The sequence below is a fragment of the Kitasatospora sp. NPDC085895 genome, from assembly GCF_040702125.1.
Lineage (GTDB): Bacteria > Actinomycetota > Actinomycetes > Streptomycetales > Streptomycetaceae > Kitasatospora > Kitasatospora arboriphila.
Genome location: NZ_JBFBJY010000122.1, coordinates 1 through 15,395, shown reverse-complemented (window position 1 = coordinate 15,395; position 15,395 = coordinate 1). Strand labels below are relative to the sequence as shown.

Here is a 15,395-nt window from a genome sequence, read left to right as displayed (position 1 = left end):
GACATGGCGTTGACCGAGAACCGGTTCCCGGTCCGCCGCACGATCGGGGTCCGGCCCTTCTCTCCCCAGGTCCGGCCGGTGACCTGGTCGGACCGGATGCCGATCTGGTCGGCGAACAGCACCTCGGCGCCCTCGGCCTTCGCCTTCGCGCGGATCGCCGGCCAGGTCTCCTCCAGCCAGCCGCGCACCGCCTCGCCGTTCTGCTCGACGGCCCGCTTGTCCGGCCGCTGGAACGACAGCCCCCAGCGGCGCAGGTACTTGCCCACCCCCTGCTCGGTCAACCGCACCCGATACAGCTTCGCGATCAGCGCACCCACCTGGGCACGCGTCCACAGCTGACCGGAAAGCCCCAGGTCACAAGGCTGATGGTCGAGCACGGCCTGCCGCACCGCCGCCTGCTCGGCCTCGGACAGCACCTGATGCTCCCCGACCCGCCGCCCACGCGGACGCCCGATCAGCGCCTCACGCCCGCCGGCCAGCCACTTCGCCCACCAGCCGTCCACCGCCTTCAACGAGACCTTGAACACCGCCGCGACATCCTCTCGGTCCCGGCCCTCCAGCAACGCGGCCACCGCCCTGAATCGCAATGCCTCCTGCGCCGACGGCGACAAGTGCCGCGCGCCACCCACCAGTTCACTCACGCGGTGTTCAACGAACCGCAACCCCAACCGTTTCGGATCCATATGGGCTGGTGTGCGTCGGGGGAGCGGCAGTGGTGGGGCGTTGGTGTTCTGGCAGTGGTTGAGGTCTTGTTTCTGCTGGTCGGCTGCTTGGTGTTGACTGTCGTGTGCTGTCGTTTGGGTGCTGTCATGGTTGTCGTTTGTGCTGGTCGTGGTGGTGTCGCCTGGTATGGATGGCCAGGGTCCGGGCTGGGGCTGGTAGCGCATGTCGTTTGTCGCTGTCAGGGGTTTGGCGTTTTCGGTGTCGTGGCTGGTGGTGGCCTGTCATTGATGAGCTGTGGACGAACGAGTGGTGTTCGGGCGTGATCAGGCCCGCCGGGTTGCCGTGGCGAGACTGCTGGCGCTCGATGTTCGTGGTGAGCTGGCCTCGGCGCATGTCCGGCTGATCGCGTCCGCAGTGGGGGTGGGGGAGCGCACGGTGTGGCGGTGGCTTGCCGCTGCGAGGAGCTCCGGATGCACGACTCCTGTTCCTGCCGGGTGTTTTACCCCCGATCCGGCGTTCCGGCATCTTCTGGCCCTGTGGGGCGGGAACACGGCAGCGGTCCACCGGGAGCTGGCCGCGCGGGCGGCAGCCGATCCCTTGCTGCCGGCTCCTCCGTCGCTGCGTACGCTCCAGCGGGCGGTTGCCCGGGAGCTGTCGGCGGGGCACCGGGCCGGGCTGCGTAGTGGGGAGAAGGCCCGCCGTATCCACGACGTCTTCGGACGCCGGCCCCGGTCCTGGCGCAACGCCTGCTGGGAGGGCGATCACAAGCGGGTCCCCGTCCAGGTCGACGTGGACGGGGAGCTGGCCTGTCCGTGGATCACCTGGTTCATCGACTGCGCCACCCGGGCGATCACCGGGGTCGCCGTCGCCCCGCACATACCGTCCCGGGACGCGGTACTCGCCGCCCTGCGGATCGCGATCACACGGACCGGTCCCCACGGCCCGATCGGCGGCCTGCCCTCGGTAGTCCGCGTGGACCGGGGCAAGGAGTTCCTGTGTGCCGCCATGACCTCGGCACTGGGCGCGTTCGCCGTCCCCGTGCCGGATCTGCCCGCCTACACCCCGCACCTCAAGGGCACCGTCGAGTCCTTGAACGACGCGGTCGGGGAGATGTTCCTCGTCTCCCTGCCCCGCTACACCCGCCGCCCCCAGCTCCGGACCTCATTTTGAAATGATCAGTAAGAGTGCGGCGGCTCCTGTCGTCGTTGTCGGCCTCGAACTCGAACCTTTCTCCCGGAGTCGCGTCGCTGAGCTCTTCGGCTCCGTCGAAGCAGCCGGGCCCCTGCGCGAGCTCTTCCACAGCGGGTGGCGGGATCCTAACCTTGCGTCATGGACAGGGTGCGGGTGGACCGTTCGAATCCCGGCAGGGTCGATGTGGTGCTGCGTGAAGGGATCGGGCCGTTCGGTGTCGCCGTCCGGCGGTGGCCCGGTGAAGTGACGTCCGGGGCTCTGGTCACCGCCCTCCTTGGCTTCCCGGTCTACGTGGTCATGGCGTTCTACGACTTCGGGCCCGGGGCGATCTGGGCGGCGATCGGGGGCATGGCTCTGGTGGGCGGCCTCTTCTTCGCGGGTACGACCCTGTTCGCGGCCTACCGGGACGTGCACCGGCTGCGGTTCACGCCCGCTGCCGCCCCCGACACCCTGACCTTCGTCCGGAGCACCCGCGCGGACCCGCCCAGACGCCTTGCTCAGCTGGACCGCGTCTGGATCGAGGACTACAGGGTGGATTCGTCCCTCAACCCCCGCAAGCCCGTGGCCGTCAAGCTCACCCTGTTCATCCTGACGACCGACGGCTGCTTGCTCCGGCGCGCGGTGCTGCCCCCGTCCTCGGCCAACTCCCAAGCCCTGCAGCGCGAGCTTGACCGTATCCTCACCCCGGCGGGCATCACGGTGGAAATGGTTGTCAAGCACTCCACGGCCGCTCCCTGATGACAGGAAACGGTGGAGACAGCGGCTGATCCACCGGCGCGGGGATGGTCCTTCCTGGCGGTCCCGCTTGGCCTGGTCGCGTGGCTGCTCCCTGCCTGCGCGGGGACGGTCCCGACCCGGAAGGCCGGATGATCATGTGGCGCGAACTGCTCCGCCTGTGCAGTGATGGTCCTGGCACCGAGCCTGACGATGCCGAGGGCACTACCTGCGCCTGCTCTCGCGGTGACGCTACCTCGGTCCGCAGACGGTCGGTGAGTCGCCCGTACTTGCCTGCGCCCGCCTTCGCAGTGACGCTCCTGCGCTCGCGACTCGGCCGACAAGAGGTTCGGCATCCCCGCGGCTCAGACCTATTCACACAGTGCGGTCGGGCGCAGCGGATGGATGATCCGGACCCGTCCTGCATGGTCGTCCGACCGTCCGTCACGATCGAGGCCCGCCCGGCCGCCCCGCACGACCGGCCGTCCGACCACTCGCCCGTCGTCGCGACGTTCGAGCTGTAGCCGCGGACCTCCTCAGCGGCGGCCCGCGCCGGCGGCGGGGATGCGCAGCGCGAGGAGGGCCACGTCGTCGGTGCTGGCCGGGGCGAGGCCGGCGACGAGCTCGCTGCAGAAGAAGTCGCAGCTCTCCCGGGCGAGCGCGGCGGCGTGCTGGCGCAGCCGGGCCAGACCGCGGTCGAGGGACTCGCCGCGGCGCTCGACCAGGCCGTCGGTGTAGAGCAGCAGCGTGGACAGCGGCGGGAGCGGGTCGGTGGCGCTGGGGCGCGGCAGGCGGGTGTCGACACCCAGGAGGAGGCTCGCGCCGCTCTCGAGGTAGCTGGTGTCGCCCTCGTGGGTGACGAGCAGCGGCGGCAGGTGTCCGGCGCTGGCGTGGTCCAGCTTCCACGGGCCGCCGTCGGGCCCGTGGACGACGGCGTAGATGCACGACGCGGTCGCGCCCGGGTACAGGGCGTGCTGGGCGAGGTCGAGGCGGGAGAGGATCGCGCCGGGCGGTTCCTGCCGGTCGCAGGCGATGCCGCGGAGCATGTTCCGCAGCTGGCTCATGGTGACCGCGGCCCGCAGGTCGTGGCCGGTGACGTCACCGATGATGAGCGCGGTCTGGCCGGTGGGGAGGACGAACGCGTCGTACCAGTCGCCGCCGACCTGGGCGGTGCCGTGCGCCGGCACGTAGCGGGCGGCCATGGTGAGCCGGTCGACCCGGGGGAGTGCCGGCAGCAGCGAGCGCTGGAGGCGTTCGGCGATGTGCTCGGTCTCGCGGTGGAGGCGGGCGTTGTCGACGGCCAGGGCGAGCCGGTGGGCGATGTCCTCGACGAGCGGCAGGTCGGCCTCGGCCAGGGGCGGCCGGTTGCCGGTGCGGGCGACGGTGACCGCTCCCACGACCTCCCGGCGGGCCCGCAGCGGCGCCATCACGGCGCTGGCGGTCTCCTGCTCGGCCCGGGTCCGGGCCTGCGCCCGGTCCCAGGGGTCGGTCCGCCGGACGTCGCCGAGGTCGGCGGCCGTGAGCAGCAGCGGGCCGGCGCCGCGCAGCACCCGGGCGAGCGGGCCGGCCGCGGTCTCCGGAGGCTGGGCGAGCAGGCTGCCGGGCAGGTGCGGCGTGCTCCGGCGGGAGGCGAAGATCCGCTCGATGCCGCCCTGCTCGGTGATCAGGTCGACGGTGCACCAGTCGCAGAGGCGCTGCGCCAGGATCCGGCAGGCCCGCTCCAGCCCGGCCCGGCCGTCCAGGGTGCCGGCCAGCGCCGAGCTGATGTGCGCGAGTGCGGTCAGCCGGTCGAGGGCCTGCTGCAGCGCCTCGTCCACGTCGTATTCGTCCACACCAGCACCCTGCCGCACGGCGGCGTCGTGATCCGGGACGCCGCCGTGCGGGCGGTGGGCGCGTCACCCGGCCGCGACGGCGGGCGGGTGCCGGTGCCGGGTGACGGTGTCTGGTCGTGGCGGCCCGTTCAGGCGGACGCGTGCTCCGTGAGGACGGTCCGCAGTTCCCGGGTCGAGGCCCGCAGGACGTCCGGCAGGTCCGGTCGGCCCGGGTCGTCGATCCACCGTACGAAGGCGACCTTGAACACGGCGATCCCCGTCTCGGCGGCCAGGCTCGCGGCCGGGTCCGCGGTGCCGCGGGCGCGCAGCGCCTCGGCCATCGCCTCGGCGAGCCCGGCGAGCTTGATCAGTTCGCGTTCGCGGAGTTCGGCGTGGGCCGACACGACGGTGTTCCGCGTCCTGACACGGTCGGCGTTCTCCTGGAACTCGGCGGCCAGGGCTTCGAGGGCGGTACCCACCGCGTCCATCGCCGAGGCGTCGGCCGGTGCGTCGGCGACCGTCCGGGCCAGCAGGTCCTTCGCCATCTCCGTGCCGAAGAAGAGCACTTCGCGCTTGTCGGCGAAGTGCCGGTAGAAGGTGCGCTCGGTCAGCCCGGCCCGGGCGGTGATGTCCCCCACGGTGGTCTGCTCGTAGCCCTGCTCGGCATACAGCTCCAGTGCCGCCTGCGCCAGCCGGCCGCGTGCGTTCGGCTCCCATCGACCCATGCGGCGATCCTACGCGATGACAGAGCCTGTCATCACCTGTACTCTGATGACAGAACCTGTCATCACTTTGGAGGCACCGCCATGCGGGTATTCGTCACGGGCGCGTCCGGCTGGATCGGCTCGGCCCTCGTCCCCGAACTCATCGGCGCAGGCCATCAGGTGCTCGGACTCGCCAGGTCCGACTCCTCGGCCGCCGCCGTCACGGCCGCCGGAGCCGAGGTGATCCGCGGCGACCTGGACGACCTCGACGCCCTGACCGCCGGGGCCGCCGACTGCGACGGGGTCGTCCACCTCGCCTTCATCCACGACTTCAGCCGCTTCGAGGCCTCCGTGCAGGCCGACGCCCGCGCCATCGAGACCCTGGCCGCCGCGCTCGAGGGCTCCGGCAAGCCCCTGGTCGTCACCGCCGGCACCCCCGCGGTGCCCGGCCGGGTCGCGGCCGAGCACGACACCTCCGCCCCGGGCTCACCCGCGGCCGGCCGGGACGCGAACGCCCGGGCGGCCCTCGACGCGGCCGCACGCGGCGTCCGCCCGTCCGTCGTACGGCTGCCCCGGACGGTGCACGGCGACGGCGACCACGGCTTCGTCGCCCACCTGGTCGCCACCGCTCGGGGCACGGGGGTCTCCGGCTACGTCGGCGACGGTGCAGGCCGCTGGCCCGCCGTGCACGTCCGGGACGCCGCGCGGCTGTACCGCCTCGCGCTCGAACAGGCCCCGGCCGGGTCCGTGCTGCACGCCGTCGCCGACGAGGGCGTGCCGGTCCGGGCGATCGCCGAGGTGATCGGCCGCCACCTCGGCCTGCCGACCGCCTCCGTCCCCGCCGAGGACTTCGGCTTCCTCGGCCGGATCCTGGCCGTCGACCAGCCCGCCTCCAGCACGCTCACCCGCGAGCTGCTCGGCTGGCACCCCTCGGAGCCGGGCCTCGTCGAGGACCTGGAGAAGGGCCACTACTTCGCCTGACCGCACGTCACGGGGCCGCCGGTCCGGGGCGTCCGGCGCCGGTGCACCGGGACGTCCGCCCTCACAACGGGGTGAGGACGTCCTGGTGCGCACCGTCGAGGACGAAGCCGTTGTCCCAGCGGACCCGGACCGTCACCCGGTCGCCCTGCTCCCGGTGTGCGGCCCACTCCGGCTCCAGGCCGGCGATCTGCGCCTCCAGCCGGGTCCGGCTCGCCTCCGGCATGGTGTGCCCGTAGTCCTCGTACAGGGCCTTGAGCCGCTGGTACTCGTGCACGCCGTCGCTCTCCGGGAGCTCGCCGTCCACCCGCTCGACGGTGCCCTCGATCCCGGCGCCCAGTGAGAGGAACCCGACGACGGCCGCGGGCTCCCCGGCGACCGCCTCGCCGATCCCGACGTCCTCGGCCAGCCTCACGCGCCGGCCCGCCTCCAGGGTCATCCGTCCTCCGTCTCTCCGTCGACCGGCCGCCGACGCGGCAGGCCCGTGGCCCCGGCCATTATCGTCCGGACGGCGCCATGCCCTCGGTGCCCGAGGCGGAGACGGTGTCGGAGGCTGTTCGGCCGGACGCCGCGCGGGGGTGCCGCACGCCGAACCACTGCTCGGCGCCGAACTCCTCGAACCGTTCCACCTCGGTGAACCCGAGCTTCGCCGCGAGGCGCATCGCACGGTCGTTGGCGGTCCGGGTGCACAGCACCACCGGCTCCTCGGGGTGCGTCCCGGCGAACCAGTCGAGCGCGGCCGCGCACGCCTCGGCGGCGTAGCCGTGCCTCCAGGACTCCGGCAGGAACAGGTAGCCGAGCTCGGCCTCCCCGGCGTCCGGGCGGACGTGGCCCGGACGTGCGGCGTCGCGGGCGTCGAGCGTGATCATGCCGATCATCGCCCCGTCGAGGTCGACCACGAGGAGGCCGGGGCGCCGCCCGGGCACCTCGGGCATGGCGCGCTCCAGCTCGTCCTGCGGCCGGTGGCCGCCGATGAAGGTGCCCACCTCCGGCGAGGCGAACAGCCGGACGAACGCCGCCCGGTCCCCGGCCGCGGCCTCGCGGAGCACGAGCCGCTCCGTCCTGATCGGGGCGGGCGGCCAGACGGCGTGTTCGAATTCGGTCACGGCGGCCAACCTATCGCACACCAATCGTTCCGGTCGGCGCCCGCGGAGGCCCTTCGAGCCCTGCGGCACTGCGCCCTGACGGCCCGTCCGGTCGGGTGCCGCAGGGCGGCAGGAAGCACGAAGGCAAGGAGAGCCCTCTCCTTGCCACTCTCACCGTACAGCGGGCCGGGGGGCTTGCCGCAAGGCCCCGGTGGGGGCGGAGAATCGTCGGCCGATGCCACAACCTGCGGAAACGGGGTACGACATGCGTGTGTCAGGAGGTCCGACGGAGGTGGAGGCGCCGGTGACGGAGCAGTACGTGGTGGATCTTCACGAGGTCGACGAGGGGCAGCTCGCGCTCGTCGGCGGCAAGGGCGCGCACCTGGGCGCGCTGATGCGGCTCGAGGGCGTCCGCGTGCCGGGCGGCTTCTGCGTGACGACGGACGCCTTCCGCCGGATCCTGGCGGAGGCGCCGGCGGTCGACGGGCTGCTCGACGAGCTGTCGCGGGTGGACCCGGACGACCGGGACGCGATCCGCGTGCTCAGCGCGGAGATCCGCCGGACGGTCGAAGGGACCGCCGTCCCGGACGGCCTCGCGGCGGCGATCACCGGTGCGGCCGCCCGGCTCGGCGAGCGGGCCGCCTGCGCCGTCCGGTCCAGTGCGACGGCCGAGGACCTGCCGACGGCCTCCTTCGCCGGCCAGCAGGACACCTACCTGAACGTCGTCGGGCCGGCGGAGGTCCTCCGGCACGTCAGCCGGTGCTGGGCCTCGCTGTTCACCGAGCGGGCCGTGACCTACCGCCGGCGCAACGGCATCGACCACCGTGCGGTCGACATGGCCGTGGTCGTGCAGCGGATGGTCGTCCCGCACGCGTCCGGCGTCCTGTTCACGGCCGACCCCGTCACGGGCAACCGGGAGGTCGCCACCGTGGACGCGGGCCTCGGCCTCGGCGAGGCGCTGGTCTCCGGCCTGGTGAACCCGGACGTCTTCACGGTGCGGCACGGCGAGGTCGTCGGCAGGGCGGTCGCCGCCAAGCGCAGCGCCGTCCGCGCGCTGCCGGACGGCGGGACGCGCGAGGTGCCGGTCGAACCGCGGCTGCAGGAGCAGCCGGCCCTGACGGACGAGCAGGCCGTCGAGCTCGTCCGGCTCGGACGGCGGATCGAAGCGCACTTCGGCCGCCCGCAGGACGTCGAATGGTGCCTGGCCGACGACGGGTTCCGGATCGTCCAGAGCCGGCCGATCACGACGCTGTTCCCCGTCCCCGAGATCGGCGACCGGGAGAACCACGTCTACGTCTCCGTCGGCCACGGGCAGATGATGACCGACCCCATGAGGCCGCTCGGGCTGTCCATGTGGCGGCTGACGGCCATGGTGCCGATGCACGAGGCCGGCGGGCGGTTGTTCGTCGACGTCACCCGGCGCCTGGCCTCGCCCGCGAGCCGCGCCGGCCTGCTGGACGTCCTGGGGAAGGGCGATCCGCTGGTCAGGGACGCGCTGGAGACCGTCCTCGACCGCGACGGCTTCGTCCCCTCGCTCCCGGACGCGGGCCCCGGCGGCCCGCCGGCCGGGAGCCCGCCCACCCCGATCGACACCGATCCGGCGATCGTCGCCGGGCTGATCGAGCGCAGCCGGGCGTCCGTCGCCGCGCTGGAGCGCGACATCCGGACCAGGACGGGACCGGCGCTGTTCGACTTCCTGCTGGAGGCCTTCGAGGAGCACAAGCGGGTCCTCGCCGATCCGCTGAGCATCCAGGCGATCATGGCGGGCATGGAGGCCACGTGGTGGCTCAACGACACCCTGCAGGAGTGGCTGGGGGAGAAGAACGCGGCCGACACGCTCACGCTCTCCGCACCCGGCAACATCACCTCCCGGATGGGGCTGGAGCTGCTCGACGTCGCGGACGTGATCCGCCCGTACCCGGAGGTGGTGGCGTACCTCCAGGACGTCCAGGACGTCCACGGCGAGGGCGCGGCGGACGCCGAGGAGCAGGACTTCCTGGACGGGCTGGTGGGGCTCGCGGGCGGGGCACGGGCGCGTGACGCCGTCGCGGACTACCTCGACCGGTACGGCATGCGCTGCGTCGGCGAGATCGACATCACCAGGCCGCGCTGGCGCGAGCGCCCCGCCACGCTCGTGCCCGTGATCCTCGACCACGTCAGGAACTTCGAGTCGGGCGCCGCCGAACGGCGTTTCGAGCAGGGGCGGCGGAAGGCGCAGGAGAAGGAACGGGACGTGCTGTCGCGCCTGCGCGCCCTGCCGGACGGCGAGCGGAAGGCCGAGGAGACCAAGCGGATGATCGACCGGGTCCGCACCTTCATCGGGTACCGGGAGTACCCGAAGTACGGCATCATCAGCCGCTACGCCGTCTACAAGCGGGCCCTGATGGCGGAGGCCGACCGCCTCGTGCGGGCGGGCGTGCTCCCCGAGCGGGAGGACGTCTTCTACCTCACCTTCCAGGAGTTCCACGACGCCGTCCGCTCGAACCGGGTGGACGCCCGGCTCGTCCGGCAGCGCAAGGAGGCGTTCCGGTCGTACCACGCGCTCACCCCGCCCCGGGTGCTGACCTCGGACGGCGAGGCCCTCACCGGGGCGTACCGGCGCGACGACGCGCCGGCCGGCGCCCTGGTCGGCGTGCCCGTCTCGGCCGGCACCGTCGAGGGGAGGGCCCGCGTCGTCCTCGACCTGGCGGACGCCGAACTCGAAGCGGGCGACATCCTGGTCACGACCTTCACCGACCCCAGCTGGTCGCCGCTGTTCGTCGGGATCGCGGGCCTGGTGACCGAGGTGGGCGGCCTGATGACGCACGGCGCGGTGATCGCCCGGGAGTACGGCCTGCCGGCGGTGGTGGGCGTGGACCGGGCCACCCGGCTGATCCGGGACGGGCAGCGGATCCGCGTGCACGGCACCGAGGGGTACGTGGAGGTCCTGCCCTGACCCGAACGCCGGGACGGCCCGTCCGCCGCCCGGCCTCCCCCACCCCGGCCGGGCGCGGTCAGCCGTCGGCCCCGCCCGGCCCGTCGAGGAGGGCGAGGTCCGCCCCCGTCAGGCGCAGCGCCCCGGCGGCGATGTTCTCGGCGAGGTGCGCCCGGTCCCTGGTGCCGGGGATGGCCAGGACGTGCGGGCCGCGGTGCAGCGTCCAGGCGAGCCGCACCTGCGCCGGGGTCGCGCCGTGCGCACGGGCGACCGCGAGGACGCGTGCGTCCTGCTCCCGGGCGGCGCCCGCCTCGCTGCGCAGCCCGGCGACGGCGAAGTACGGGACGAAGGCGATGCCCAGCTCCCGGCAGAGGTCCACCAACCCGGTCTCGTCGGCGCGGCGCCGGTCCACGCCGTAGGAGTTCTGCACGCAGACCACGGGAGCGACGGTACGGGCCTCGGCCACGTGCTCGGGGCGGACGTTGGAGAGCCCGAGGTGCCGGACGAGGCCGGCCGCGCGCAGTTCGGCGAGCGCGCCGAAGTGCTCGGCGATCGAGTCCCTGCCGGGCCCGTTGCGGCGCAGGTTGACCACGTCGAGGTGGTCCCGGCCGAGCTGGCGCAGGTTCTCCTCGACCTGGCCGCGCAGCTGGTCGGGGCGGGCCATGGTCAGCCACTCGCCCGAGGGGTCGCGCCCCGGGCCGACCTTGGTCGCCACCACCACGTCCTCCCGCCAGGACGCGAGGGCCCGGTTGAGGAGCTCGTTCGCGGAGCGCAGCGGGGAGAAGTAGAACGCCGCCGTGTCGACGTGGTCGACCCCCTGCTCGAAGGCGTCGAGCAGCAGCCGGACGGCGGCGTCGCGGTCGATCGGCGCGCCGTCGGAGTTCCCCATCATGCCGTTGCCGGTCAGCCGCATCGTGCCGTAGCCGATGCGGTTCACCTTCAGGTCGCCGAGCTTCCACGTCCCCGCCGTCACTGCCGTGCTCCCTGTGTGCGCCGTGCTCGCCGTGTTCACCGTGCTCCTCCACCCGTCGGTCCGTCAGGTCCTGGAGTATGGGGCGGCAGCGGGGTGCCGCGACAGGGCTGCGGGCTGGGCGCAATGTCACATCGGTTCCGGGAACGAACCGTCGCCGCACGGCCGTTGGACCTGCCGAGAAGCGTTGGACCGGCACGGTGCCGAGGCGGATCCGCCGCGGCCGTTCCGCGGTGGTGGCTGCGCCGGACGGTGCGTCCGCGGGCGGGAGACGGCCGGGCTTGACCGTGGATCTGATTAGGCGCCATAGTACTTCTCGTGACCCAGCATCCCGAGACCGGCCTCGGCGCGCCCACCCTCGAGCAGGCCCGCCGTCAGATCGCCCGCTACGGCCTCACCGCCGATCCGCAGGCGGTCCTGGTCGCGGCGCGGCTGATGGCGGCGGGCGCCCGGATCGGCCAGGCCGGCGAGGTGCACTTCGGCCGCTTCGGCCTCTCCACCGGCCGCTACCGGCTGCTGGCCGACCTGGAGGACCACGGCGGCGAGAAGTCGCCCTCGCAGCTCGCGGCGAGCCTCGGCGTGTCCCGGGCGACGGTGACGGGCCTGGTCGACGGCCTGGTGCGGGAGGGCCTGGTGGCCCGCCGGCCGTCCGCCGAGGACGGGCGCGGCAACGTGGTGATCCTCACCGCGCGCGGCGCCGACAAGCTGCGCGCCCTGGCTCCCGAGCACTTCGCCCGGATGCAGGCGCTGGTCGGCGGGCTCTCGACGGAGGAGCGCACCACCTTCCTCGACCTGCTGGCCCGGGTGGTCGCGGGCATCGACGCGCTCACCGACGACTGACCGCACCAGGGCGGGCCGAGGAATCGGGCCGCCCCTTTTCGAGCCCCAATAGTTAGGCACCTAAGCACAAATAGTTAGCCACCTAATCATAGAGTGGGAGAGGACGTTCCATGAGCAAGAGGGACCCCGGCGCACCTCCGTCGTTCGTCCTGTGGCGCGAGGTGCTGACCGCCTACGCCATGCCCGCCGTGACGGCAGGAATCGGCGGAGCCGTCACCCGGCAGCCGTACCTGGTGGCCGCGGCACTCACCACCATCGGCGGCACCTCCGCCCTGGTGGCCGCCGCCCTCGGCGCCGTGCTGCGCCGCCGACCCGTCCGCGCCCGGCCCGCCCGGACCCCGCGGGCGCTCGCCGCCGCCGCGCTGGGACTGGCCGCCGCGGCGCCCGGCCTGGCCGTCGGCCTCGCCGCGGCCCACTGGCTGCCGCAGGTCCCGGCCCTCGCCGACAGCCCGTGGCCCAGCCGGATGACCGTCGACCTGCCGGTCTCCGCCGCGATCGCGGCCACCATCACCACCTGGCGCTGGCGCGGCAGCCGCCCGGCCCGCGCCGCGACGCACCGACTCCCCACCGCACCCCGACCCGAAGGGCACACCTCGTGATCGTCGTCATGGGCGCCGCCGGCGCCACCGGAGGCGCCACCCTGCGCAGCCTCGCCGCTCGCGCCGCCCCCGGCGCGCCGGTCCGCGCCCTCAGCCGCGACCCCGCCCGGCTGGCCGCCGCCCTCGACCCGCACACGCGCGCCCGTACGGCGGTCCACCCGGCCGACGCCGCCGACCCCGGGTCGCTGCGGACGGCCTTCCGCGGCGCGCAGCAGCTCTTCCTCACCATGGCGAACTCCCCGGACCAGGTCCGGTACGAGCTGAACGCGATCGAGGCGGCCGTCGACTGCGGCGTGCAGCACGTCGTCAAGGTCTCCGCGCCCGCGGCCGAGCCGGACTCGCCCGTCGCCGTCTCCCGCGGCCACCACCTGATCGAGGAACGGCTGCGGTCCACCGGCATCACCACGACCGTGCTGCGGCCGTACGCCTTCATGCAGAAGCTGTTGCTGCTGGCCCCCGGCATCGCCGCCGCCGGGGTGGTGCACGGCGCGACGGGCGGCGCCCGGTGCAACTACGTGGACGTCCGGGACGTCGGGGACGCTGCGGCCGAAGTCCTCACCCGCCCGGAAGCGGCCGGCGGCACGTACCCGCTCACCGGCGGACGGGCCTTCAGCCACCCGGAACTCGCCGCACTGCTCGGGGAGTTGCTCGGCCGCCCGATCCGCTACCTCGACCTGGGCCCGTCCGGGCTCAAGGCCCACCTGGTCGGCCGGGCCGGCATGCCGGACTGGCTGGCCACCCATGTGGTGGAGATCCAGCAACTCGCCGTGGACCGCGAGGAGATGCCGGACGGCACCTTCCACCGCCTCACCGGGCGCGCTCCGCGCACCCTGGGGGCCTTCCTCGGCGAGAACCTGCACCGGTTCCGCTGACGGGTCGTCGCCCGGGGAGACGCCGGGGGCGGTGCCGGGGGCGGTGCCGGCCGTGCCGGGTCACTCGGGCTCCGCCACCGCGTCCTTCTGCAACTGCACCGCCGCCAGCAGGCTCAGCCGCGGCTCCGCCTTGCGCAGCGCCTTCACCGCGGCGACCGAGTCGACGGCGCCGGTGAAACCGACGGCGGCCAGCCGGGCACGGACCCAGCGGGCGCGCAGCCGGGTCTCGTCGGCGGCGGCGGTGGCCTCGACGAGTGCGGCGGCGCGTTCCAGGCCCGGACGCTCCTCGGGCGTCGCCTCGGCCAGCGCCCGGGCCAGGGCCGCGGAGACGACGTCGGCGTCCCGGACGACCACGACGACGTTGTGCTTGGTGTTCACTCCCAGGAATCCAGTCATACCGATCATGGTGCTGGGCCTGTTCCGTACACGGCAAGGAACTTGAGGAACCCCAGAGGTTCGCGAGGTCGGAGGTGGTGCACACTCCTCCGCACGGGGATTGCGGAGGACGAGCTGCGGCGGCTCCGGTCCGGGCCGGGGCCCGAGGGCGACCGGGCACGGCCGTTCTTCGTGCGGGTCCGGTTCACCGCCGCGGACCCGGCCCGGGGGCGTCGACGGCGCGCGTGCCGTCCTGCGCCGCGTGGTCCGGCGGACGGACGACTGGCCCGCGGGCGAGCAGTGGCCGCAGCTGCTGCCGGCCTGGTTCGTCCGGCGGTGCGCGCCGGAGCCCGTCGAGCCGGAACCCGGCGCGCCGCCCTTCGACGCCGAGGAACGGCTGCGCCAGTGGCGGGCGATGACGCCGGAGCAGCGGGCGGCCGCCGATCGGGAGCCGTGGACGCTGTCGGACCGGCTGCACTGCTTCGACCCGACCGAGGACGGCGGCGGTGGCGACCGCGGCTGGTGGTGGTGGCACGCGGGAGCCGACGGGCCGGGCACCGGCTGGGTCCAGGTGGAGACCACCGGCTGACCGTTCGGCAGCGGGTCGCTGCGCCGGCTGATCGAGGCCGCCGGCGGAGCGGACCTGACGTGGAGTCCGTAGCACCGTCCCGGTGGCGGGCCGTTCCGACGGACTCGGCCGCATGTCCGAACAGCCTTCAGGTGCAGCGCCGGTCGATGACGGCGGCCCCTTGGCCGCGTACGCGGAGCTCCGTCCCGAGGTGGTGAGGGCCGGTTCGGTGCAGAACGCCCTCCAGGCGGTCGACCGCGCGGGCCCGGGGCTCCGGGTCGGGCCGATGACGTCCTCACCGGGCTGGCGCCGTGTGACTGCGAGGGTGGAGGCCGACGGCCGCTCGGCGAGCGTCGTGATGCTGCCGGGCGGCGGGTGCGGGTTCGTGGTCGACTGCTGGGCGCACGGAATCCACCGGGCCTCGGGCAGCGCGCAGGAACTCTCGGAGGCCGCCGGTGCCGTGCGGTCCTGGATCCTGGGGGCCGAGCCGCGCGAACTCGCTGCCCGGTGGCCCTTCCTGATGATCCGGGCGGCGGCCGAGACCGGTGAGCACGGCGAGGAGGTGGCGGAACGGTGGCAGCTGCTGCACCAGGTCGCCGACCGGTACGCCGAACGGTGGCAGCAGCCCGACTGGCGGGCCCTCGTCGGGGGCCGCCTTCGAACAGCCGCGTCTGCGGGCCCTGTCGCCCGGAAAGGCCATGCACTGGTTCACCCTCGGCCGGCGGGCCGTGCCACCCATCTGCAGCGATCTTCCGAGTACCAGACCGCTCGGCAACGGCCGCTTCGAGGTGGCCTCCGCCGACGGCCGCGTCCGGGAGACCGAGGTCCCGCTCGGAGCAGTGGCCGCGGCGCGCACGGTGGCCGCGGCGCGCGCGGTGGCCGCAGGTCGCGCAGTCCGGGCACCGTCCGACCAGCCGTCGGCCGCCCGCGTCGACACCGCGGAGGCGGATCCCCTCGACGCGGGCCGTGCCGGGTCAGCGGGCGCTGCCGAGGTTCCGGTCGGCTTCGGCGCCCTGGAGCATGAGGGTGGTCTCCTCGATGCGGCGGAAGCGACCGTCGGGGGCGAACTCGGCGAAAAGGTAGACCTCCATGCGGACGGTGGAGCCGTCGG

General features: G+C 73.9%; 16 protein-coding genes and 2 pseudogenes. 10 read left to right on the top strand and 8 right to left on the bottom strand.

Going from position 1 to position 15,395, the window contains the following annotated elements:
• Nucleotides 1-683, bottom strand: a 683-nt coding sequence (locus AB0442_RS38850; protein WP_366168248.1) for an IS630 family transposase, incomplete at its 3' end; no start/stop codon positions are given.
• Between the two features lie 274 nt (nt 684-957).
• On the opposite strand from AB0442_RS38850, the gene AB0442_RS38845 reads away from it, so the two are divergent.
• From AB0442_RS38845 to AB0442_RS38835, 3 genes are all read left to right on the top strand, one after another.
• Nucleotides 958-1,833, top strand: a complete 876-nt coding sequence (locus AB0442_RS38845) for a hypothetical protein (protein ID WP_366168247.1) — start codon at nt 958-960, stop codon at nt 1,831-1,833.
• Between the two features lie 159 nt (nt 1,834-1,992).
• Nucleotides 1,993-2,592, top strand: coding sequence for a hypothetical protein (locus AB0442_RS38840; protein WP_366168246.1), 600 nt, complete (start codon nt 1,993-1,995; stop codon nt 2,590-2,592).
• Between the two features lie 377 nt (nt 2,593-2,969).
• A complete protein-coding gene (locus AB0442_RS38835) occupies nt 2,970-3,092 on the top strand; it encodes a hypothetical protein (protein WP_366168245.1) in 123 nt (40 codons plus the stop codon).
• A gap of 12 nt (nt 3,093-3,104) precedes the next feature.
• Here the strand turns inward: AB0442_RS38835 and AB0442_RS38830 are convergent, their stop codons facing one another.
• Nucleotides 3,105-4,400 (bottom strand): GAF domain-containing SpoIIE family protein phosphatase, encoded by a 1,296-nt coding sequence (locus AB0442_RS38830; RefSeq protein ID WP_366168244.1) that lies wholly within the window; start codon nt 4,398-4,400, stop codon nt 3,105-3,107.
• A 128-nt stretch (nt 4,401-4,528) separates the two neighbouring features.
• Nucleotides 4,529-5,104, bottom strand: coding sequence for a helix-turn-helix domain-containing protein (locus AB0442_RS38825; protein WP_366168243.1), 576 nt, complete (start codon nt 5,102-5,104; stop codon nt 4,529-4,531).
• 81 nt (nt 5,105-5,185) lie between these two features.
• Between AB0442_RS38825 and AB0442_RS38820 the strand changes: the two genes are divergently transcribed.
• Nucleotides 5,186-6,064, top strand: a complete 879-nt coding sequence (locus AB0442_RS38820; protein WP_366168242.1) for an SDR family oxidoreductase — start codon at nt 5,186-5,188, stop codon at nt 6,062-6,064.
• 61 nt (nt 6,065-6,125) lie between these two features.
• Here the strand turns inward: AB0442_RS38820 and AB0442_RS38815 are convergent, their stop codons facing one another.
• Together AB0442_RS38815 and AB0442_RS38810 are read right to left on the bottom strand one after the other, a co-directional pair.
• On the bottom strand, nt 6,126-6,500 hold the full coding sequence (locus AB0442_RS38815; protein WP_366168241.1) for a hypothetical protein: 375 nt from the start codon (nt 6,498-6,500) through the stop codon (nt 6,126-6,128).
• A gap of 58 nt (nt 6,501-6,558) precedes the next feature.
• Nucleotides 6,559-7,167: a GNAT family N-acetyltransferase gene (locus AB0442_RS38810; protein ID WP_366168240.1), complete on the bottom strand. Its 609-nt coding sequence runs from the start codon at nt 7,165-7,167 to the stop codon at nt 6,559-6,561.
• Between the two features lie 283 nt (nt 7,168-7,450).
• Here AB0442_RS38810 and rph point away from each other — a divergent pair, with 283 nt between their 5' ends.
• Nucleotides 7,451-10,081, top strand: a complete 2,631-nt coding sequence (rph, locus tag AB0442_RS38805) for a rifamycin-inactivating phosphotransferase (RefSeq protein WP_366168239.1) — start codon at nt 7,451-7,453, stop codon at nt 10,079-10,081.
• Nucleotides 10,082-10,139: 58 nt separating this feature from the next.
• Here the strand turns inward: rph and AB0442_RS38800 are convergent, their stop codons facing one another.
• Nucleotides 10,140-11,033, bottom strand: coding sequence for an aldo/keto reductase (locus AB0442_RS38800; RefSeq protein ID WP_366168238.1), 894 nt, complete (start codon nt 11,031-11,033; stop codon nt 10,140-10,142).
• Nucleotides 11,034-11,348: 315 nt separating this feature from the next.
• Here AB0442_RS38800 and AB0442_RS38795 point away from each other — a divergent pair, with 315 nt between their 5' ends.
• The 3 genes from AB0442_RS38795 (at nt 11,349) to AB0442_RS38785 (ending at nt 13,341) form a co-directional block, all read left to right on the top strand.
• Nucleotides 11,349-11,870, top strand: coding sequence for a MarR family transcriptional regulator (locus tag AB0442_RS38795; protein WP_366168237.1), 522 nt, complete (start codon nt 11,349-11,351; stop codon nt 11,868-11,870).
• A gap of 110 nt (nt 11,871-11,980) precedes the next feature.
• The gene (locus tag AB0442_RS38790; protein WP_366168236.1) at nt 11,981-12,469 is read left to right on the top strand and encodes a hypothetical protein; all 489 of its coding nucleotides are present in this window, start codon (nt 11,981-11,983) and stop codon (nt 12,467-12,469) included.
• Nucleotides 12,466-13,341 (top strand): NmrA family NAD(P)-binding protein, encoded by an 876-nt coding sequence (locus tag AB0442_RS38785; RefSeq protein WP_366168235.1) that lies wholly within the window; start codon nt 12,466-12,468, stop codon nt 13,339-13,341. The genes AB0442_RS38790 and AB0442_RS38785 overlap by 4 nt, the downstream gene beginning before the upstream one ends.
• Before the next feature lie 60 nt (nt 13,342-13,401).
• Here AB0442_RS38785 and AB0442_RS38780 read toward each other — a convergent pair whose 3' ends face one another.
• Entirely contained in the window at nt 13,402-13,737 is a 336-nt protein-coding gene (locus AB0442_RS38780; RefSeq protein WP_366168234.1) for a hypothetical protein, read from the bottom strand.
• Nucleotides 13,738-13,978: 241 nt separating this feature from the next.
• On the opposite strand from AB0442_RS38780, the gene AB0442_RS38775 reads away from it, so the two are divergent.
• Entirely contained in the window at nt 13,979-14,305 is a 327-nt protein-coding gene (locus AB0442_RS38775; RefSeq protein ID WP_366168233.1) for a hypothetical protein, read from the top strand.
• 524 nt (nt 14,306-14,829) lie between these two features.
• Nucleotides 14,830-15,123, top strand: a pseudogene (locus AB0442_RS38770) (DUF6193 family natural product biosynthesis protein); the annotation flags it as partial.
• Nucleotides 15,124-15,258: 135 nt separating this feature from the next.
• Here the strand turns inward: AB0442_RS38770 and AB0442_RS38765 are convergent.
• A pseudogene (locus tag AB0442_RS38765) lies at nt 15,259-15,395 on the bottom strand (nuclear transport factor 2 family protein); the annotation flags it as partial.

Coding starts and splice junctions, on each gene's coding strand:
- AB0442_RS38780 (WP_366168234.1), bottom strand. CDS start 13,737: ATGACTGGATTCCTGGGAGTGAACACCAAGCACAACGTCGTCGTGGTC.
- AB0442_RS38825 (WP_366168243.1), bottom strand. CDS start 5,104: ATGGGTCGATGGGAGCCGAACGCACGCGGCCGGCTGGCGCAGGCGGCA.
- AB0442_RS38840 (WP_366168246.1), top strand. CDS start 1,993: ATGGACAGGGTGCGGGTGGACCGTTCGAATCCCGGCAGGGTCGATGTG.
- AB0442_RS38815 (WP_366168241.1), bottom strand. CDS start 6,500: ATGACCCTGGAGGCGGGCCGGCGCGTGAGGCTGGCCGAGGACGTCGGG.
- AB0442_RS38820 (WP_366168242.1), top strand. CDS start 5,186: ATGCGGGTATTCGTCACGGGCGCGTCCGGCTGGATCGGCTCGGCCCTC.
- AB0442_RS38790 (WP_366168236.1), top strand. CDS start 11,981: ATGAGCAAGAGGGACCCCGGCGCACCTCCGTCGTTCGTCCTGTGGCGC.
- AB0442_RS38835 (WP_366168245.1), top strand. CDS start 2,970: ATGGATGATCCGGACCCGTCCTGCATGGTCGTCCGACCGTCCGTCACG.